The following is a 20699-nucleotide window of genomic DNA, read 5'->3' on the forward strand; positions in this document are numbered from 1 at the left end:
GTACCGGTGACGGCGGGTCCACCGGATGGCCGACGGGCCGTCACGTCCCGTACGGAGCAGCCGGCAGGCGAAGCCGTGCCGACGCGGCCCACGATCGGCTCATGCGTGCCAACCTAGCTCTCGCGATCGGCGTCGCGTGCACCGCGGCGCTGGTGATCCCGCTCTCGTCGCCCGCCGCCGCCCACCCGGCCCCGAACGACGCCCCCGTCACCGCGCGGCACACCGCCGCCGCCCCCTCTGCCCGGACCGGTGCCGCCGTCCCCGGCTCCACCCAGTCCGTGCCGCTGGTCGGCCTGCGCGCCGACCAGACCACCGGCGCCGCGCAGCAGGGCCTGTCCCAGCGCGACACCAAGCCGTTCTCGCTGCTGGGGGTGGTGTGGGAGGAGCCCGCGGCCGCCCTCGACGGCACCGTCCAGGTCCGCACCCGGGCCGTCGCCACCGGGGACTGGTCCGACTGGCAGGACCTGGAGACCCACAACGAGGCGCACGGCGCCGACGCCGGCACCGCCGAGGGCGACGCGGACACCCTGCGCGGCTCCACCGCCCCGCTGTGGGTGAACCCCTCGGACGGCGTCGAGGTGCGGGTACGGGGCGAGGCCCCCGGCGACGGCTCCACCACCGCCACCCCCCTCCCGCGCGGCCTGCGGGTGGACCTGGTCGACCCGGGCGACGACCCCGCCGCCACCCCCGGCACGGGAAGCACCACCACCCCCGGGAACACCTCCATCGAGCCCCAGCCGGGCAGCGGGGAGACCGCCGCCGACAGCCCGCTCACCGGCTCCATGCTGACCGCCGAGGAGTCCGCCGCCTCCGCCGTCAACGCCGAGCACGCCCCACTGGGCGCGCTGGAGATCCCCGAGCTGTCGAAGGCCGAGACCGAGGCGCTGTACGCCGAGGAGGCGGCCGAACTGAGCGAGCAGGCGGCCGAACTGAGCGGGCAGGCCGGCCAGGTGCCCGCCGCCAAGCCGTACGTCGGCCCGCGACCGGGCATCACCACCCGCAAGGGCTGGGGCGCCGACGAGAGCATGCGGGAGAAGAACTTCGTCTACACCAAGTCGGTGCAGGCCGCGTTCGTCCACCACAGCGCCACCGGCAACAACTACTCCTGCGGCCAGTCCGCCTCCGTCCTGCGCGGCATCTACCGCTACCACGTCAAGAGCAGCGGCTGGCGCGACTTCGGCTACAACTTCGCCGTCGACAAGTGCGGAAAGATCTACGAAGGCCGGGCGGGAGGCGTGGCCAAGGCGGTGCTCGGCGCCCACACCCTCGGCTTCAACTCCAACAGCATGGGCGTCGTGGTGCTCGGCACCTACGGCTCCACCACCCCGCCCGCGGCCGCGGTCAACGGCGTCGCCAAGCTCACCGCCTGGAAGCTCGGCCTCTGGGGCAAGAACCCGAGCGGCACCGTCACCCTCACCTCGGGCGGCTCGAACCTGTACAAGAAGGGCGTACGGGTCAAGATGAACGTCATCTCGGGCCACCGCGACGGCTTCTCCACCGAGTGCCCGGGCGCCAAGCTCTACGGCCGCCTCGGCACCGCCCGCTCCACCGCCGCCAGGCTCCAGGGGCGCTGACCCGCCCGCCCCGACCGCGACCGTCACCCCCGCCCGGGTCCGGTGTCCGCCCCGGTGCCGCCCGGGCGGGCACCGGGCGCCCGCCCGCCGTCTGCCTACACTGTCCGCTCGTGTCGGTCATACGACCGAGGTGGCCCATCGACCGGACCCAGCAGGAAGCAGAGACGACAGGTGACAGAAGCGATCCTCCTGGTCGGTGGCAAGGGCACCCGGCTGCGTCCGATGACGGTCCACACCCCCAAGCCGATGGTCCCGGCCGCGGGTGTGCCCTTCCTCACCCACCAGCTGGCCCGCGCCCGGGCGGCCGGCGTCGAGCACATCGTGCTGGCGACCTCCTACCTCGCGGAGGTCTTCGAGCCGTACTTCGGCGACGGCTCCTCCCTCGGCCTGCACCTGGAGTACATGACCGAGGTCGACCCGCTCGGCACCGGCGGCGCCATCCGCAACGTGGCCTCGCGGCTGCGCTCCGGCCCCGACGAGCCGGTGCTGATCTTCAACGGCGACATCCTGACCGGGCTGGACATCAAGGCCCTGGTGGACACCCATGAGACCTCCGGCGCGGACGTCTCCCTCCACCTCACCCGGGTCGAGGACCCGCGCGCCTTCGGCCTGGTCCCGACCGACGCGACCGGCCGGGTCACCGCCTTCCTGGAGAAGCCGCAGACGCCCGAGGAGATCGTCACCGACCAGATCAACGCCGGGGCGTACGTCTTCCGCCGCTCGGTCATCGACACCATCCCGGCCGGCCGGCCCGTCTCCGTCGAACGCGAGACCTTCCCCGGTCTGCTCGCCGACGGCGCCCACCTCCAGGGCATGGTCGACTCCACCTACTGGCTGGACCTGGGCACCCCGCAGGCCTTCGTCCGCGGCTCCGCCGACCTGGTGCTCGGCCGCGCCCCCTCCCCGGCGGTGCCCGGCCGCCGAGGCGAACGGCTGGTGCTGGACGGCGCCGAGGTTGCCGCGGACGCCAAGCTGACCGGCGGCACCGTCGTCGGCGCGGGCGCGGTGGTCGGCGCGGGTGCCCGGATCGAGGGCAGCACGGTCCTGGCCGGCGCGGTTGTGGAGGCCGGCGCGGTGGTCACCGACTCGCTGATCGGCGAGCGCGCCCGGATCGGCGCCCGCACCGTGCTGCATGGCGCGGTCGTCGGCGACGGCGCGGAGGTCGGCGCCGACAACGAGCTGCGCGACGGCGTACGGGTGTGGTGCGACGCGCGTATCCCCGACTGCGCGGTGCGCTTCTCCTCCGACCAGTAGCGCCCCCGCCGGGCCGGACTCCGTCCGGTCCGGGGCTACCCTCTCAAGGGTCCCGCACAAGCGGAATCACAGGATCCAGTTTCACCTCGACGAACGGCGGCGACGAAACGTGGCAGGCCGCTACGCCCCCGGGCCCCGGCCCACCCGCACCGGTGTGCGCGGTGGCCATGTCCCCGTAGTCGGCCATGTCTCCGTACCCACCCACGCACCCGTCCCCGTCCAGAAGACCGCCTCGGCCGCCGGCTCCCCGGACCCCTCCCGTACCCGGGAGTGGACCCCGCCCTGGCCGCTGGACCTGGGGCTGACCCTCGGCCCGCTGCGGCGCGGCCCCGGCGACCCCGCCTTCCACGCCGCGCCGGACGGCTCGATCTGGCGGACCAGCCGCACCCCGGCCGGGCCCGGCACCCTCAGGGTCGCCGCCCGGGCCGGGACGGTACGGGCCGAGGCCTGGGGGCCCGGCGCCGAGTGGCTGCTCGACGCGCTCCCCGCACTCCTCGGCGCCGACGACGACCCGGCCGCCTTCACCCCCCGCCACCGCCTCCTGGCCGCCACCGAGCGCCGCCGCCCCGGCCTCCGCCTCACCCGGACCGGGCTGGTCATGGCCGAGCTGATCCCGTCGATCCTGGAGCAGAAGGTCACCACCGACGAGGCCTACCGGGCCTGGCGGCTGCTGCTGCGCAAGTACGGCGAGCCCGCGCCCGGCCCGCACGGAGGCAGGCTGTACGTCGTCCCCGAGCCCCGCACCTGGGCCCTCATCCCCTCCTGGGAGTGGCACCGCGCCGGTGTGGACGCCAAGCGCTCCGGCACCATCCTGCGGGCGGTACGGGTGGCCCGGCGGCTGGAGGAGGCCGCCGCGATGCCCCCGCCGGAGGCCCGCAGGCGCCTGGAGCTGATCCCCGGCATCGGGCCCTGGACCTCCGCCGAGACCGTCCAGCGCAGCAACGGCGCCCCGGACGAGGTGTCGGTCGGCGACTACCACCTGCCGGGCATCGTCGGCCACGCCCTCGCCGACCGCCGCCAGGCCGACGACGAGGAGATGCTGGCGCTCCTGGAGCCGTACGCCGGCCAGCGGCACCGCGCCGCCCGCCTCATCCTGCTCAGCGGCCGCACCCCACCCCGCCGCGCACCCAGGATGACCCCCGGCAACATCGCCGCCCTCTGAGCCGTCCCTGCGAGGGGCTCCTCAGCGCACCTCGATGAACGCCTCCGTCGGACGCGGCGGCCGGAGGGCGGGGGCCACGGCCGGGCGGCCCACCGCCACCGCGCCCATCGGGTCCCAGTGCTCCGGCAGTCGAAGCACCTCGCGGACCACCTCCCGGCAGAACATCGTGGACGACACCCAGGCCGAGCCCAGCTGCTCACCGGCCAGCGCCACCAGCAGGTTCTGCACCCCGGCGCCCGCCGCGACCACGAACATCTCCCGCTCGGCGGTGTCCCGCCGCTCGTCCCCGTAATGGTGCGAGCCGTCCGTCACCAGACAGGGCACCACCAGATACGGGGCCCGGCGCAGCACCTCGCCGCGGCGCACCCGGCGGGCGACCGACTCCTCCGAACGCCCGTCCCGCCGCAGGTCCGCCACCCAGGCGTCCCGCATGGCGTCCAGCAGCCGCACCCGCGACTCGGCCGACTCCAGCAGCACGAACCGCCAGGGCGTGGTGTGGTGCGGCGCCGGGGCGGTCAGCGCGGCGGCCACCGCCCGCCGCACCGCGCCCGGGTCCACCGGCTCGTCGGTGAACTCCCGTACCGTGCGGCGCAGTCCGACCGCCTCCCGGACCGCCTCCGAGGTGCCCAGCCGGAACATGTCGTCCGCCGCACCCCGCACCAGCGCCCGCGCCCCCGCGTCACCGTCTTCCCCTTCGCGCACCAGGTGGGGCAGGCCCCGGACCACCGCCACCGGCAGCCCCGCCGTCTTGCCCTTCACCAGGTCTCCGGCGGCGGCCAGTTCGTCCGCGCTCGCCACCACCGTCGCGTTCAGCGGGTTGCCGTGCGCGTCGGTGCCGCCGCGCAGATCGTCCAGGACCCGCACCCCGGCCGCGCCGATCGCGATGTCCGTCAGCCCGCTGCGCCAGGGGCGGCCGGAGGTGTCGGTGACGATGACGCCGACGTCCACCCCGAGGGTGTCCCGCAGCCCGGTGCGCAGCGCGCGCGCCGAGGCGTCCGGGTCCTCGGGGAGCAGCAGCACCGTGCCGGCGGCCGTGTTGGAGGCGTCCACGCCGGCGGCGGCCATCACCAGCCCCTGCCGGTTCTCCACGATCCGCAGGGCCCCGCGCCGGGCGACCACCCGCACGGTCTCCGCGTCGATCGCGGCTTCCCGGTCACCGGCCGCCACGATCCGGCCCTCCGCCTTGCTGACGATCTTCGAGGTGACCAGCAGCACATCGCCGTCGACCAGCCCGGGCTCGGCGGCGGCGATCAGCTTGGCCAGCTCGTCCCCGGGCCGCACCTCCGGCAGCCCGCCCAGCGCCCACACCCGGAAGGAAGGCGCCCCGGCCCCCTCCGGCCCCGCGGCCTCCTCCGGCGCCGCAGCGTGATCCCGCTCCGTGTACCCCTCCCGCGTCCCCGACATCCCCGGCGCGCTCATCCGCGTACCTCCTCGGCGAGCGCCAGCGCCTCCCGGGCCATCGCCGCGGTCGCGTCCAGGTCGGTCATCATCAGCGGTACGGCACGGCAGCGGATGCCCGCCGCCTCCACCTCGGCCGCCACACCCGCGTCCACCGTGTCCACCAGCCAGCCGTCCAGCAGCCCGGAGCCGTAGTGCGCGGCCACCGCGGCCGCCGTCGCATCCACCCCGACCGCCGCCAGCACCTTGTCGGCCATCCCGCGCACCGGGGCGCCGCCGACGATGGGGGAGAGGCCGACCACCGGCACCCCGGCGTCGGCGATGGCCTCCCGGATACCGGGCACGGCGAGGATGGTGCCGATGGACACCACCGGGTTCGACGGCGGGAAGAGCACCACGTCCGCCTCGGCGATCGCCTCCAGCACCCCGGGCGCGGGCCTGGCCTGCTCGGCGCCGACCGGCACTACCGCATGGGCGTCCACCGAGGCCCGCAGCCGCACCCAGTACTCCTGGAAGTGCACCGCCTTGCGCTCGCCGTCCACGTCCACGGCGACATGGGTCTCCACCCGGTCGTCGGACATCGGCAGCAGCCGGACCCCCGGCTTCCAGCGGTCGCACAGCGCCTCGGTCACCGCGCTCAGCGGATAGCCCGCGGCCAGCATCTGGGTGCGCACGATATGGGTGGCGAAGTCCCGGTCGCCCAGCCCGAACCAGCCGGGCCCCACCCCGTACGCGGCCAGCTCCTCCTTGACATGGAACGTCTCGTCCGCCCGCCCCCAGCCCTGCTCCTCGTTGATGCCGCCGCCGAGGGTGTACATCACCGTGTCGAGGTCGGGGCAGACCTTCAGCCCGAACAGATGGATGTCGTCACCGGTGTTGCCGACGACCGTGACGTCCGCGTCGGGAGCGGCCTGCCGAAGGCCGCGCAGGAAACGGGCACCGCCGATGCCCCCGGCCAGAACCACAATGCGCATGGGTGCCAGTCTGTCAGGCGGGTACGACATCCCGCCCGTGCGGGGCACCGGCCCCGGCCACCGTCCCCACTCCCGCCTCAGCCACCGCCCCCGCTCCGGCCACCTCTCCCGCCTCCCGCACCGGCATCTCGGTCAGGCCCGGGTAGTAGACGTGCAGGCTGACGGCCGGCTCCAGCGAGTCGTTGACGACCTCATGCGCGTACCCCGGCGCGAGCACCCGCTGCGCGCCCTCTCCGAGCACCCGCACGCCCCCCTGGGAGCGCTCGGTCAGCTCGCCCGAGAGCACGGTGAGCACCCCGGACGACGCCCCGTGATCATGCGGCCCCGAACCCTGACCGGGCACCCAGGACAGCAGCCAGACCTCGTATCCAGGCCCGGTGCGCAGCCGGTGGTACCAGCGGCTGGTGGCGTCGTACGCGACCAGGTGCTCCCACTGCCCGCGGTCGGCCGCGAGGGACCGCGCCAGCCCCACGAACTCGGCCACCGTCTCCGGGTGCTCCTTCGCCGGCTGGAGCAGATGCGGTACGGACAGCAGATCGCCCCCGATCTGCACATCGCTGTCACCGGCGGCGGGCGCGGGCATGGCGGGGGTGGGGGCGGCGGCGGAGGTGGGGGATGCGCTGCTCATGGGGGTGCGGTGGTTCCTCGGCTGAGCGGAGTGGACGCGCCGCGGCCGGGCGGGCGACGCGTGGATACGGGGTGCGGACGGGTTCTCCGGCTACGACGGCGGCGGTGCGGTCACACACCGCGATGTGCGCGGAGCCCGTACGCGGGGAGGAGGGCAGGCCGCGAGAGTGCGCGGCGAACGCGGAAAAGCGAGCCGGACCCTCGGTGGATCAACAGCTCGCGCAGAGACAGCGACAGCGACCGTGGCGCTGCGCACGGGCCGCGCCCGCACGGCGGACAGCGCTGCGGAACCCACCCATGGGGTCCGTGGAGAGCACTGAGGTCGCTGGCATGCCATCAAAGGTGACGGGAGGCGTTCCCTTCTGTCAACCCAATGACCGGTTTGGGGGGAATGTTTCACCTCTTCCGGTTACCTCGACGGGAGAAAGGTTTGTGCTTGCGGTAGGCGGGACACATGGCGCAGCAACCACCCGCGCAAACATCGTCGCGCCCTCGTGACCTGACTGTGATCCGAGTCGCTTCCCCGGCCGGACCGCAACACGATCGAAGACGTGCACGTCTCTCCTTAAGGGCACGGCAAGAGGTGCCGAAAGGAGGAGTGCGGGCAGGCTGGTGGGCTTGTGTCTCATTTTTGGCGATGTGAACACTTTCCGCATAGCCTTGGTTCCGCAGAGTGAATACCGGGCCGGACCGTCAATCCGGCTTGAGCCCGGAGCACCGCACTTGTAATTTCGCCCGTGTCGTTCGGCCGAATTCCAGAAACGACCGATCACGGGGACGCAAAGACGACGAGGGGCGCACATGACCGAGTTGTTCGAGGAACTGCTGGTCGAGGACGCGGATGAGGAACTCGGTTGGCAGGAGCGCGCGTTGTGCGCCCAGACCGACCCGGAGTCCTTCTTCCCCGAGAAGGGCGGTTCGACACGTGAGGCCAAGAAGGTCTGCCTCGCGTGCGAAGTCCGTTCGGAATGCCTTGAGTATGCCCTCGCCAATGACGAGAGATTCGGAATCTGGGGCGGTCTTTCCGAGCGCGAGCGCCGCCGCCTGAAGAAAGCCGCCGTCTGATCGTGGCCGTCCGGTCGTCCGATCGCAGCCGCCCGACCGCGGCCGTCTGAACCACCGCCCCCGCGGTGGATCCCGCCCGGTCCCGGCTGCCCCGCGGCACGCCCACCGCCCGCCCGGCCACCGTCCACCGCGGCGGCCGCGAGCACCGGCCCGGCCCCGACCCCGGCCCCGGTCGAGCGACCATCAGCCACCGGCCCCGGCTACCGCCGAACCCAGCCTCGGCTACCGCCGAACCCTGCTCCGGCCACCGCCGAACCCATCGGGGCCGCCCCGCCCGCCACCCCGAGCCCAACGGCCGGACGCCGACCGGGCTCGACGTCTGCCGACGCGACTCGCCACCTGACGGCGTCGCGGCTCGCGGCACCGAAGCTGTGGTGACCGCCCCGCCTCACCGCTCCCACCACAATCGCAGACCCGTGGACCCCGGTCCGTCGCCTGTGGACAACTCCCGGCCTCCCGCCGCCGTTGTCCACAGGCGGCGGACCGCTGTGCTGCCAGCTACTAGTGTGGGGCCCCATCCACGACGCTCCGACGCCCCTCAAACGGGCGCGAACACCCGGCCGGAGGGCCCGTACCCCGATGTCCGCCACCACAGCCGCGTTCCCGCCCGCAGCGCCCACCCAGGCGCCCGAGTTCCCGCGCCATGTCGTCACCGCCGTGCTCGTCTCCCACGACGGGGCGCGCTGGCTGCCGGACGTGCTCGCCGGGCTGCTCGGACAGGACCGGCCCGTGCAGAACGCCGTCGCCGCCGACACCGGCAGCGCCGACGACTCCGCACGACTGGTCGCCGGCGCGATCGGCGACGAGCGGGTGCTGCACCTGGCCCGACGCACCGGCTTCGGGGCCGCCGTGGAAGAGGCCGCCCGCACCGCCCCCGTCCTCGGCCCCGAAGAGCTGCCCTACCTCAAACGCCCCAGCGGCTGGGACCCGGTCACCCGCAGCTGGAACGACGACGCCTACGACCTGCCCGAACTCCCGTACGGCGAACCGGTGCAGTGGCTCTGGCTGCTCCACGACGACGCCGCCCCCGAGGCGAGCGCCCTCACCGAACTCCTGCGCGTCGCCGACGCCGACGAGCACGCCGCCGTCATCGGCCCCAAACTGCGCGGCTGGTACGACCGCAAGCAGCTGCTCGAAGTCGGCGTCTCCATCGCCAACAGCGGCCGCCGCTGGACCGGCCTGGACCGCCGCGAACAGGACCAGGGCCAGCACGACCAGGTCCGGCCCGTCCTCGCCGTCTCCAGCGCCGGCATGCTGATCCGCCGCGACGTCTTCGAACAGCTCCGCGGCTTCGACCGCCGACTGCCCCTGATGCGCGACGACATCGACCTCTGCTGGCGCGCCCACTTGGCCGGCCACCGGGTGCTGGTCGCCCCCGACGCCGTCGTCCGGCACGCCGAGGCCTCCGCCCGGGAGCGCCGCACCGTCGACTGCGTCGGCCGGTCCGCCGCCAGCCCGCACCGCGTCGACAAGGCCGGCGCCGTCTACACCCTGCTCGCCAACACCCGCGGCGCCGCACTGCCCTGGACCCTGGTCCGGCTCCTCGTCGGCACCGTGCTGCGCACCCTCGCCTACCTCCTCGGCAAGGCCCCCGGCCAAGCCCTCGACGAGGTCGCCGGACTCACCGCCACCCTGCTGCGCCCCGGCCGCATCCTCGCCGCCCGCAAGGCCCGCGCCCTCCGGGACACCGACCCGCGCGAACTGCGCCCGCTCTTCCCGCCGCCCGGCGCCACCGTCCGCGCCACCGTCGAACAGGTCACCGCCAACTTCGGCGGCTCCGACACCGACACCGGCTCCCGGCACGGCGCCGTCGAATCCGGACCCGGCGGCGACGACGCCGACTTCCTCGAAGTCGAGCAGTTCGCCCGGCTGAAGAAGATCGCCCGCAAACCCGGCCCCGTCCTCTTCGTCCTACTGCTCCTGGTGGCGCTGGCCGCCTGCCGCGCGCTGTTCGGCTCCGGCGCGCTGGCCGGCGGCGCCCTGCTACCCGCCCCCGAGGCCCTCGGCGAGCTCTGGAGCCGGTACGCGGACGCCTGGCACCCTCTCGGCACCGGCGGCACCCAGCCGGGGCCGCCCTACCTCGCCCTGCTCGCCGCCCTCTCCACCCTCCTCCTCGGCTCACCCGGCGCCGCCGTCACCATGCTGCTGGTCGCTTCCGTCCCGCTGGCCGGCGTCACCGCCTACCTCGCATCCCGCCCGCTGGTCGGCTCCCGGCTGCTGCGCGCCTGGGGCGCGGTCGCCTACGCCTTCCTGCCCGCCGCCACCGGGGCACTCGCCACCGGCCGGCTCGGCACCGCGATCCTCGCCGTACTGCTGCCGCTCATGGCCCGCGCCGCGGCCGCCGCCTACGGGCTGCGCCACGGCGGTAAGAGCGGCGCCCCCCGCGGCAGCTGGCGCGCCACCTGGGCGTACGCCTTCCTGCTCACCCTCACCACGGCGTTCACCCCGGTCGTCTGGCCGCTCGCCCTCGTCCTCGGACTGGCCGCCCTGGCCCTGCGCCGCACCGACCTCCCCGCCTACGGCCTGCGCTTCCTCGCCGCCCTCGGCACCCCCCTCCTGCTCCTCGCCCCCTGGTCGCTGACCCTGCTCACCGACCCGGCCCGCCTCCTCACCGAGGCCGGCGCGGAGACCGCCCCCGCCCCCGCCTCCGCCCTCGACCTGCTCGGCACCAGCCCCGGCGGCCCCGGCACCATCGGCGGACTGCTGCTCATCGGCCTGGTGCTGGCCGCCCTCGCCGCCCTGCTCCGCGCCGACCGCCGCTTCGCCGTCCTCACCACCTGGGCCACCGCCCTCACCGCACTCCTCCTCGCCGTCCTGGTCAACGGCTCCGCCGACGGCTGGGCCGGCCCAGCCACCCTGGTCTACGGGCTCGCCCTGATCGCCGCCGGCATGCTCGGCGCCGAGGGCGGCCGCACCCGGGTCGGCGCCCAGTCCTTCGGCTGGCGCCAGCCCCTCGCCGTACTGATCGCCCTCGCCGCCGCGGCCGGCCCGCTGGTCGCCGCCGCCACCTGGGCGATCGGCGGAGCCGACGGCCCACTCCAGCGGCGCGACCCCGTCCAGGTGCCCGCCTTCGTCGCCGAGGAGAGCGCCACCAGCAGCGACCAGCCCCGCACCCTGGTGCTGGCCGCCACCTCGCCCGCCGAGGTCTCCTACACCCTGCTCCGCGGCTCCGGCGCCCGGCTCGGCGACGCCGAACTGACCGCCGCCGGGGACGGCGACCCCCGCCTCGACAAGGTCGTCGCCCATCTGGTCGGCGGCTCCGGGGCCGACCAGACCGACCAGCTCAGCGGCTTCGGGATCCGGTACGTCCTGGTCCGCGACGGCGCGCCCCGCGAGGTCGGCCGGGTCCTGGACACCACCCCCGGCCTCAGCCGGCTCAGCCAGCTCGACGGCAGCGCGCTCTGGCGACTGGACCGCCAGGTCTCCCGCGCCGTCATCGTCCCCCCGGCCACCGAGGGCCAGGCCCCCGGCGAAGCCGCCGAACGCGTGGCGGTCCCCTCCGGCCCCGTCGAGGCCCACACCAAGCTGCCCGCCGGCCCGGCCGGCCGCACGCTGCGCATCGCCGACCGTGCCGAGGACGGCTGGCAAGCCACCCTGGACGGCAGCCCGCTGAAGAAGACGACCGTCGACGGCTGGGCCCAAGGCTTCGAACTCCCCGCCACCGCCGGCCGCCTCGACCTCACTTACCACCCTCCCCTCACCCACACCGCCTGGATCTGGGCCCAGTGCCTGCTCCTCCTGGTGCTCTTCGTGCTCGCCCTGCCCGGCCGCCGCCGCACCGTGGACGACGACCTCCCGGACGAGGAGCAGCAGCCCGTCGTCACCGCCGAGGACCTGGCCGGAGACAGCCGCCGAGCCCGCCGCCTCCGCGCCGCAGCCGCCGCCACCGAAACCCCCGACCCTTCCCCGGACACCGCCCCCCACCCCCCATCCGCCCCCACCCCATCCGCCCCCACCCCGGACACCGACCCCTACGCCTACCCCGGCCCGTACCAGTCCCCGCCCGCCACCACCCCCGACCCCGCCGACTACGGCCAGGTCCCCGCCCAACCCGCGCACGCCCAGTGGGACGACGCCCCGCCGCACCAGCCGCACGAGGACCCGTACGTGTACGGCGACCCGTCCGGCTACGGCTACGGCTACGGAACCGAGGCCGCGTACGGGCAGCCCCAGCCCGGCTACCCCGAAGCCGACCCCTACCAGCAGTACCCGCCCGCCGACCCCACCCACCCCCCGTACGCCCAACAGCCTCCCGCCCACGACCAGCAGCCGACCGGGAACACCCCCTCCACCGGCTACGACCAGCAGCCCTACGGCTACCCGTACGACGACGAGCAGCAGCGCCGCCACCACCAGCGGCCCGATGGGAGCAGCGACCAGTGAACCGGACCACCCTCTCCCTCGCCGCCGTCGCCACCGCCCTCGCCGCCGTCACCGGTTTCGCCACCCTCACCGCTCCCGCCTCCCCGGGGACGAGCGCCGACGGCAAGCCGGCCGCCTCCACCGGCTCCCGCACCCGGCTCCCGGTCGAGCGGACCGGCCTGCTCTGCCCCGCGCCCAGCGACTCCGAGGTCGCGGACACGACCTACACCTCCTTCACCCCGACCGGCACCCCCGGGACGTCCCGGACCGCCGACGGCGCGGGCACTTCCACCACCCCCACCACCCCCCGCGCCGACCTCTACCCCGCAGCGACTACCACCCCCAACAAGCCCACCCCCAAAGACAAGAAGCAAACCCCCGACGCGAAAGCAACGGCCGCCAAGCCCCTCCTCACCCTCACCCAGCCGGGCAAGCCCGTCGGCCTGGAGACCGACGGCGGTGACGCGACCGCCCTGATCGGCAGAGCGACCGGAGCCGCGGCCCCCGGCTGGACGACCCAGCAGACCACCACCGTCTCCGGCGGCGACGGCCGCGGCATGCTCGGTCTGAGCTGCCCCGCGCCCGACACCGACCTCTGGTTTCCCGGCGCCTCCACCTCCGCCGAGCGCCAGGACTACGTCCACCTCACCAACCCGGACGACGCCGCCGTGGTCGCCGACATCGACCTCTACGGCCCCGAGGGCGAGCTCAAATCCCCACTCACCGAGGGTGTCACCGTCCCGCCCCGCTCCAGCGTGCCCGTCCTCCTCTCCACGCTGACCGCCGAGAAGGCGACCGAGGACGTCACCGTCCATGTGACCACCCGCGCCGGCAGGCTCGGCGCCGCCGTCCGCGCGGCCCACGACGAGCAGGGCAGCGACTGGCTGACCGCCTCGGCCGATCCGTCCGGCAGCCTGGTCCTCCCCGGTATCCCGGCCGACGCCACCTCGGTACGGCTGGTGGCCCACGCGCCCGGTGAGAGCGACGCCGACCTGAGGATCCAGCTCGCCGGCAAGACCAGTACGGTGACCCCGGCCGCCGCCCAGTCCCTGCACGTCAAGGCAGGGATGACCGCCGCCGTGGACCTCAAGAACCTCACCCGCGGCGAGGCCGGCACCCTCCTCCTCACCCCCGCCCAGCCCGGCCGCAAGACCCCGGTCGTCGCCGCCCTGAAAGTGACCCGAGGCTCAGGTGACAACCAGGAGACGGCCTTCATCCCGGCCGGCGGCCCGATCGGCGAGCGAGCCACCGCCGCCGGCAGCTCCGCCAAGGGCAGCACCCTCACCCTCACCGCGCTCACCGCGGACGCCCAGGTGAAGGTCACCGCCTCCGCCGGCACCGAGGGTGGCACCCCGGCCACCAAGACCTACACCGTCAAGCGCGGCACCACGACGGCCGTCACCCCTCCCACCCCGGCCGGCCTCAAGGGCACCTACGCCCTGACCGCCGAGACCGTCTCCGGCGGCCCGGTCTACGCGGCCCGCATGCTCGCCGAGCCTCAGGAGGGCATCCCGATGTTCACCGTCCAGCCCCTGGAGGACGACCACGGCACCGTGGAGATCCCCACCGCCCGCCAGGACCTCACCGTGCTCACCGACTGACGACCGCAACGCGTGTGGCGAGTCCTCGCCAACCGGGCACTCCAGCACCCCTCCGATTCGTTGCCCAAATAGGAAGCAGCGGGCGGGCGGGCCAGGCGCAGGAAGCAAGCCAACAAGACAGCCCAGGCGCAGCAAGCAAGCAAGCAAGCGAGCAAGAAAGCACCGCCCCGACCAAGCCCGCCCGGCGACTCCCACCTCTGGCCGTAAGCGAGGGGCGGACCGTAGCGGAGATCGGGCTGTAGTGAGGCCCCGGCCGTAGCGAAGGTGAGGCCCCGTCCTGGCCGTAGGCGCGAGCCGGCCGTAGCGAGTGTCGGGCTCAGTCCTGGCCGTAGCGGGGGTCGACCGACTCCGGGGCGAGGCCCAGCAACTCCGCGACCTGCTCGACCACCACCTCGTGGACCAGCAGCGCACGCTCGTCCCGGGTCTTGGCCCGCAGCTCCACCGGGCGGCGGTACACCACGACCCGGGCCGGCCGGTCGCGGTCGGCCGGGGCGGAGCTGCCCAGCGGAACCGACTCGTCCGTCGGCTGGGGCACCTCCAGCACGTGGAAGTCCACCTCGGCGAGTTGCGGCCAGTGCCGCTCCAGCCGCTCGACCGAGTCCTGCACCAGGTCGCGGAAGGTGTCGGAACGGGTCACCGAGAGCGGCACCTGCGGCGGTGCCACGGGCCCGCGCATCCCTCGACCATGGCGGTCTCGGCGGCGCGGCCGAGGCTCGGCCGGACGGGGCGGTACGGGACTGTCCATCACTACGGCAGCGTAGCCGCCCACCACCCACCTGGCCCGGTCCGACGCCCGCCCAGCCCCCCCGCGACACCCCACCCCAGCCCCCCCCGCGACACCCGTGGTCTACCTCGGGCGCACCCCGGCATCCCTCGGGTCCGCGGCTCACGCCCGTATGTCGCGGAGTGAACGTTCCGGTCACGGTTGCGTACGGCCGACCGGCGGCACCTGAGCGGGCGCGCCGCCCGAACGACCGGATTCGTTCGGTCTGGTGTCCGGTTCCAGTCGCGTGAACGCCCGCACCGCCGCTCTTTCCGCTGGTCGAACCGGGGCGCTCGACGGCCGGTGTGGCGGACATCACGCCACGACACGGGCGGGTGACGTGGTGGAGAGTCGTCGCGGCCCGCTCAAGAGTGCGGTACCGTCCAACATCGTGAGCCCTGTACGTCGCTGTTCGCGCACCGCGTGCGGCCGCCCTGCCGTCGCGACACTGACGTACGTCTATGCCGACTCGACCGCGGTCCTCGGCCCGCTCGCCACCTACGCCGAACCCCACTGCTACGACCTCTGCGCCGAGCACAGTGAGCGCCTGACCGCGCCGCGCGGCTGGGAGGTCGTCCGCCTCTCCGACGCCTCGGGCCCGGCCCGCCCCAGCGGCGACGACCTGGAGGCCCTCGCCAACGCCGTCCGCGAGGCGGCCCGCCCGCAGGAGCGCGCCGCCCAGTCCGGCGGCAAGAACGGCGGACGCGGCGGGGACCCGGTGGAGGTCGGCCGACGCGGCCACCTCCGCGTGCTGCGGTCACCGGACTCGTAACCCCCCACCTTCACGTCCCACCCCGCGTAGGCCGTCGGCCTCTGCTTCTCCCTGCCGTCGGCCTCTGCTTCTCCCTGCCGCGCGGCAGGATCCCCGGCCCAGGAACTGGGGGGTGGTGACCTGCGGGTAGTTTGTTCACCCAGTACAGGGCTGTGGGAGGGTGGGTCGAGGACGTGTCGGTTGATCTGTCTCGGATCGTGAAGGCGTATGACGTGCGCGGGGTCGTGCCGGAGGAGTGGGACGAACCGCTGGCCCGGCTGCTCGGCGCCGCCTTCGCCGAGGTGACCGGTGCGAGCGCCCTCATCGTGGGACACGACATGCGCCCCTCCTCGCCCGGCCTCGTCGACGCCTTCGCCCGTGGCGCGGCGGCCCGTGGCGCGGACGTCACCCTGATCGGCCTCTGCTCGACGGACCAGCTCTACTACGCCTCCGGGGCGCTCGGGCTGCCGGGCGCCATGTTCACCGCCTCGCACAACCCCGCCCAGTACAACGGCATCAAGATGTGCCGGGCCGGCGCCGCCCCGGTCGGCCAGGACACCGGGCTCTCCGAGATCCGCGCCCTGGTCGAGGAGTGGCAGCGCGACGGCGTCCCGGCCGACGCGCCCGTCCCGGGCGCCCTGCGCACCCGCGACACCCTCGCCGACTACGCGGGCCATCTGAAGTCCCTGGTCGACCTCACCGCGATCCGGCCGCTGAAGGTCGTGGTGGACGCGGGCAACGGCATGGGCGGCCACACCGTCCCCACCGTCTTCGACGGACTGCCGCTCACCCTCGTCCCGATGTACTTCGAACTGGACGGCACCTTCCCCAACCACGAGGCCAACCCCCTCGACCCGGCGAACCTGGTCGACCTCCAGCACCGGGTCCGCGAGGAGGGCGCCGACCTCGGCCTCGCCTTCGACGGCGACGCCGACCGCTGCTTCGTCGTGGACGAGAACGGGGACCCGGTCTCCCCGTCCGCGATCACCGCCCTGGTGGCCGCCCGCGAGCTCGCCAAGCACCCCGGCGGCACGGTCATCCACAACCTGATCACCTCCTGGTCGGTGCCCGAGGTGGTGCGTGAGCACGGCGGCACCCCGGTGCGCACCCGGGTCGGCCACTCCTTCATCAAGGAGGAGATGGCCCGTACCGGCGCGATCTTCGGCGGCGAGCACTCGGCGCACTACTACTTCCGGGACTTCTGGAACGCGGACACCGGCATGCTGGCCGCGCTGCATGTACTCGCGGCTCTCGGCGGCCAGGACCAGCCGCTGTCCTCGCTGGTCGCGGAGTACGCCCGCTACACCGGCTCCGGTGAGATCAACTCCACCGTCGCCGACCAGGGCGCCCGCACCGCGGCGGTGCGCGAGGCCTTCGCCGCCCGGGACGGCGTCACCCTGGACGGGATGGACGGCCTGACCGTTTCGGCGGCCGACTGGTGGTTCAACCTCCGCCCCTCCAACACCGAGCCGCTGCTCCGCCTCAATGTCGAGGCGCGCGACGAGCCGACGATGGCCAAGCTCCGCGACGAGGTGCTGGCCCTGGTCCGCGCCGAGGCCTGACGACCGGTCGGCCGGGTCCACTGCCACGGGGAGGTCGGGGACCCGGTCGAGTCCGGCCGCCACCGCAGCCGGTGCCGGAAGGGCGACCGGAGGGATACGGCGCGGAAAGGGCCGCGCCGTCGCCTGCCCGCACACGGCGGCCAAGCCCCTCGGCGGTAGGCTGACGTGGCCCGACGCATCCCGGCACCGGCCGGCGCCTGCGCCCCGCGCTCCGTGCGTGCCGTATCCCGAGTGCCCCGCCCCCCTGTGTGAAAGGACCCTCCCATGCCGCTCGACGCCGGCCTCCTGGAGATCCTCGCCTGCCCCGCCTGCCACGCCCCGCTCGACGACCGCACGGCGGACGAGAACCCCGAGCTGGTCTGCACGGGTGACTCCTGCGGCCTCGCCTACCCGGTGCGCGACGGCATCCCGGTGCTCCTGGTGGACGAGGCGCGCCGCCCCGGCTGACCGCCGGCCGCCGGACCCGGGCCACCGCCCGCCGCAGGAAGCAGGCCGGAGCCCGGAGCCGTACGAGTCCAGGGCCGCCTACGAGCCCGGAGTCGCCTACGAGCCCGGGGCCGTGTACGAGTCCGGGGCCGCGTACGAGCGCGGCATCCCCTCTCGTACGGTCCTCCTGACCCCGTACGGCCGACCCGGCTCCGTACGCCGGACTCGGCTCCGTAGGGCCGACCCCGCCCCGTACCGTCATCCTGGCCGTGGGGACATCCCGGCGTACGAGTAGCCCGTCTGCCCCCCCGCACAGTCCGTCCACCAGCGACGCTCAGCCCGCCCACCACGGGCCCCCACCACGGGCGCCCTCCCCCTACAGGGCGCCCCCTCACAGGTCGCCCCGGCCGTCCCTCCGCAGGTCCCGCCCATTCCACGGCTTCCGCCCGTCCGGTGAAACGCCGGTGGGGCGGGCAAGAGCCCCGTGACAACCCGTACCGCCACAGCCCGCACGGCGATCGGAGGCCCACCCCATGTTCGACGAGTCCCTGCTCGACGACCCGGACGCCCTGGCCCGGGCCGACCGCCGCGGGCTCCTCCGCGGGGCGGCCGAGGCCGGGGCGCGGGTCCGCACCGCCGTACTGCACGCCACCGAGGCGGGTGTCTCCGCGCTGAGCCCCGAGGGGCGGCCCCGCGCCGTCCTGGTCGCCGGCCCCGGGACGGCGGCCATCGGGGTGGCCGATCTGGTCGGCGCGCTCGCCGGGGCGTCCGCGCCGGTCACGCGGCTGCACCCGACCGGCGTCGCACCTGCCGCGGGCGCCCTGCGCTGGACGCTGCCGGGCTGGGCGGGCTCGGTCGACCTGCTGCTGATCGCCACCACCGACGGCTCCGAACCCGGTCTCGGGCTGCTCGCCGAGCAGGCGTACCGGCGCGGGGTCACCGTCGTCGCCGTCACCCCGACCGGCTCGCCGGTCGCCGAGGCCGTCGAAGGCGCGCACGGACTGGTCGTACCGATGGCGACCGCCCCGCACGAGCTGTACGAGGAGACGCCGGGCGCCAGTCCCGGCGCCCTGTGGTCGCTGCTGACCCCGCTGCTCGCCCTGCTCGACCGGGTCGGCCTGCTGGACGCCCCGGCCGAGGCGCTGCACCGGGTGGCCGACCGGCTCGACCGGACCGCCGAGCGGTGCGGCCCGGCGGTCGCCACCTACGAGAACCCGGCCAAGACGCTCGCCGCCGAGCTCGCCGACAGCCTGCCGATCATCTGGACCGAGGGGACGGTGGCGGCCGGGCCCATCGGCCGCCGGTTCGCCGCCGTACTGGCCGAGCTCGCCGGCCGCCCGGCCCTCGCCGCGGAACTGCCCGAGGCGCTGCCGGCGCATGGCGTCCTGCTCGCCGGCGACCTGGCGGCCGCGGCCGATCCCGACGACTTCTTCCGGGACCGGGTCGAGGAGGCGCAGGCCCTGCACGCCCGGGTCGTCCTGCTGCGGGACCGTCCCACCGGCGGGCTGAGCGCCGCCCCGGCCGCCCGGGAGCTGGCGCTCGGCCATGACACCACCATCAGCGAACTGGAACCGGAGGAGGGGGCGACCGAACTGGAGGCGTTCGCCGAACTGCTCGCCGTGACGGACTTCGCCGCCGGGTACCTCGCCCTCGCTTCCGGCCGCGAATCCGCCTGACCGGCGACCCGGCCCGGCCGGCCGGCAGCCGGAGGGGCGGCCTGTCCGCGGAGCCCCGTACGCGCGCCCGTCGCCTGAGGGACCCCGTACGGACATCGCGGGCACGCACGCGGCGGCGACCATGCCCCGATCAGCACGGCCGCCGACCCGCCGCGGTAGGCGGGAACCACGGGCCCGAACCGGTCCGAGGACGCGGCACGTACAGCGCAGAACGCAGAACGTCGAAGGAAGGCTCCATGGACCGCCTCTCCAACACCGTCCGCCCCTACGCCTGGGGCTCCCCGACGGCCATCCCGCACCTGCTCGGCACCGAACCCACCGGTGAGCCGCAGGCCGAGATGTGGATGGGCGCCCACCCCGGCGCGCCCTCGCGAGCCGTCCGAGGCGGTGCCGAGCGGCCGCTCGACGCCCTCATCGCCGCCGATCCGGAACGGGAGCTGGGCGCGGCCACCGTGGCGAGGTTCGGCCCCCGGCTGCCGTTCCTGCTGAAGCTCCTCGCCGCCGACGCGCCGCTCTCCCTCCAGGTCCACCCCGACCTCGCGCAGGCGCGCGACGGCTTCGCGGCCGAGGAGCGCGCCGGCGTCCCCCTCGACGCGCCGCACCGCAACTACCGCGACGCCAACCACAAGCCCGAACTGATCTGCGCGCTCACCCCGTTCGAGGGGCTGTGCGGCTTCCGCGCCCCCGACGCCAGCGCCGAACTGCTCGCCGCCCTCAACGTGGACACGCTCAAGCCGTATGTCGACCTGCTGCACGCCCACCCCGAGGAGGCGGCCCTGCGGGAGGTGCTGACGGCGCTGCTGACCGCCGACCGCGACGAGATCGCCGCCACCGTGCACGAGACCACAGCCGCTTGCGATCGGCTCGGCGGCGCCCACGCCCCGTACGCCGCCCTCGCCCACCACTACCCCGGCGACCCGGGCGTGCTCGCCGCGATGCTGCTCAACCATGTGGTGCTCCAGCCCGGTGAGGCCCTCTACCTGGGAGCCGGAGTCCCGCACGCGTACTTCTCCGGACTCGGGGTGGAGATCATGGCCAACTCCGACAACGTCCTGCGCTGCGGGCTGACCCCCAAGCACGTGGACGTGCCCGAACTGCTGCGCGTCGTACGCTTCGAGGCCGACGACCCGGCCGTGCTGCGCCCGGAGGCCGCGCCGTCCGGGGAGGAGGTCTACGAGACTCCGGTGGAGGAGTTCCGGCTCTCCCGGTTCGTACGGGCCGAGGCCGCGGCCCCCGTCGACCTCACCGCGGCCACCCCGCAGATCCTGCTCGCCACCGCCGGGACCCCGCAGGCCGGAGAGGTCCTGCTCGCTCCCGGCCGCTCCGTCTTCGTCCCGGCGGGCGAACCGGTCGAACTGTCCGGAACCGGCACGGTGTTCCGGGCGACCGTGGTGGCCTGAGACCCGTCCGGGCGCCCTCCTGCCACCGTCTGACGTCCGCCCCCGCCGCCGCTGCTGCCACAATGTGCGGCCGTACGTCCAACGCCGTACGGCCGGACCCGGCA

At 74.7% G+C, this 20699-nt stretch carries 15 protein-coding genes; 11 read left to right on the forward strand and 4 right to left on the reverse strand.

From position 1 onward, the window contains the following. Positions 1 to 101 precede the first annotated feature (101 nt). The 3 genes from ABZ945_RS14050 (at position 102) to ABZ945_RS14060 (ending at position 3990) form a co-directional block, all read left to right on the forward strand. Positions 102 to 1574, forward strand: coding sequence for an N-acetylmuramoyl-L-alanine amidase (locus tag ABZ945_RS14050; protein WP_361268083.1), 1473 nt, complete (start codon positions 102 to 104; stop codon positions 1572 to 1574). A gap of 171 nt (positions 1575 to 1745) precedes the next feature. Beyond that, positions 1746 to 2828 (forward strand): NDP-sugar synthase, encoded by a 1083-nt coding sequence (locus tag ABZ945_RS14055; RefSeq protein WP_361268086.1) that lies wholly within the window; start codon positions 1746 to 1748, stop codon positions 2826 to 2828. A gap of 109 nt (positions 2829 to 2937) precedes the next feature. Continuing rightward, positions 2938 to 3990 carry a DNA-3-methyladenine glycosylase 2 family protein gene (locus ABZ945_RS14060; protein WP_361268089.1) on the forward strand — a complete coding sequence of 351 codons (1053 nt, stop codon included), beginning with the start codon at positions 2938 to 2940 and terminating at the stop codon, positions 3988 to 3990. A gap of 21 nt (positions 3991 to 4011) precedes the next feature. Here ABZ945_RS14060 and ABZ945_RS14065 read toward each other — a convergent pair whose 3' ends face one another. Genes ABZ945_RS14065 through ABZ945_RS14075 form a run of 3 tightly spaced genes read right to left on the reverse strand, consistent with a single transcriptional unit; the run spans position 4012 to position 6945 of the window. Continuing rightward, positions 4012 to 5394, reverse strand: coding sequence for a coenzyme F420-0:L-glutamate ligase (locus tag ABZ945_RS14065; protein ID WP_361268160.1), 1383 nt, complete (start codon positions 5392 to 5394; stop codon positions 4012 to 4014). An 11-nt stretch (positions 5395 to 5405) separates the two neighbouring features. Next, positions 5406 to 6362 (reverse strand): 2-phospho-L-lactate transferase, encoded by a 957-nt coding sequence (cofD, locus tag ABZ945_RS14070; protein WP_361268092.1) that lies wholly within the window; start codon positions 6360 to 6362, stop codon positions 5406 to 5408. 13 nt (positions 6363 to 6375) lie between these two features. Continuing rightward, a complete protein-coding gene (locus tag ABZ945_RS14075) occupies positions 6376 to 6945 on the reverse strand; it encodes a cysteine dioxygenase family protein (protein WP_361268163.1) in 570 nt (189 codons plus the stop codon). 845 nt (positions 6946 to 7790) lie between these two features. Between ABZ945_RS14075 and ABZ945_RS14080 the strand changes: the two genes are divergently transcribed. From ABZ945_RS14080 to ABZ945_RS14090, 3 genes are all read left to right on the forward strand, one after another. Beyond that, positions 7791 to 8054, forward strand: coding sequence for a WhiB family transcriptional regulator (locus tag ABZ945_RS14080; RefSeq protein WP_105871487.1), 264 nt, complete (start codon positions 7791 to 7793; stop codon positions 8052 to 8054). 579 nt (positions 8055 to 8633) lie between these two features. Next, entirely contained in the window at positions 8634 to 12437 is a 3804-nt protein-coding gene (locus ABZ945_RS14085; RefSeq protein WP_361268094.1) for a glycosyltransferase, read from the forward strand. Further along, a complete protein-coding gene (locus ABZ945_RS14090; protein ID WP_361268097.1) occupies positions 12434 to 14017 on the forward strand; it encodes a DUF5719 family protein in 1584 nt (527 codons plus the stop codon). Before ABZ945_RS14085 ends, ABZ945_RS14090 begins: the two co-directional genes overlap by 4 nt. A 316-nt stretch (positions 14018 to 14333) precedes the next feature. Here the strand turns inward: ABZ945_RS14090 and ABZ945_RS14095 are convergent, their stop codons facing one another. After that, entirely contained in the window at positions 14334 to 14762 is a 429-nt protein-coding gene (locus ABZ945_RS14095) for a metallopeptidase family protein (RefSeq protein WP_248637577.1), read from the reverse strand. A gap of 361 nt (positions 14763 to 15123) precedes the next feature. Here ABZ945_RS14095 and ABZ945_RS14100 point away from each other — a divergent pair, with 361 nt between their 5' ends. From ABZ945_RS14100 to manA, 5 genes are all read left to right on the forward strand, one after another. Further along, on the forward strand, positions 15124 to 15552 hold the full coding sequence (locus tag ABZ945_RS14100; RefSeq protein WP_361268100.1) for a DUF3499 domain-containing protein: 429 nt from the start codon (positions 15124 to 15126) through the stop codon (positions 15550 to 15552). A 173-nt stretch (positions 15553 to 15725) separates the two neighbouring features. Continuing rightward, positions 15726 to 17093, forward strand: coding sequence for a phosphomannomutase/phosphoglucomutase (locus tag ABZ945_RS14105; RefSeq protein WP_361268103.1), 1368 nt, complete (start codon positions 15726 to 15728; stop codon positions 17091 to 17093). A gap of 264 nt (positions 17094 to 17357) precedes the next feature. After that, on the forward strand, positions 17358 to 17540 hold the full coding sequence (locus ABZ945_RS14110) for a Trm112 family protein (RefSeq protein WP_361268106.1): 183 nt from the start codon (positions 17358 to 17360) through the stop codon (positions 17538 to 17540). A 512-nt stretch (positions 17541 to 18052) separates the two neighbouring features. Further along, the gene (locus ABZ945_RS14115) at positions 18053 to 19195 is read left to right on the forward strand and encodes an SIS domain-containing protein (protein ID WP_361268109.1); all 1143 of its coding nucleotides are present in this window, start codon (positions 18053 to 18055) and stop codon (positions 19193 to 19195) included. Positions 19196 to 19431: 236 nt separating this feature from the next. Further along, the gene (gene manA / locus ABZ945_RS14120; RefSeq protein WP_361268112.1) at positions 19432 to 20595 is read left to right on the forward strand and encodes a mannose-6-phosphate isomerase, class I; all 1164 of its coding nucleotides are present in this window, start codon (positions 19432 to 19434) and stop codon (positions 20593 to 20595) included. The last annotated feature ends 104 nt before the right edge of the window (positions 20596 to 20699 follow it).

The sequence above is a fragment of the Streptomyces sp. NPDC046887 genome (genome assembly GCF_040644755.1).
Classification (GTDB): Bacteria; Actinomycetota; Actinomycetes; order Streptomycetales; family Streptomycetaceae; genus Streptomyces; species Streptomyces lichenis.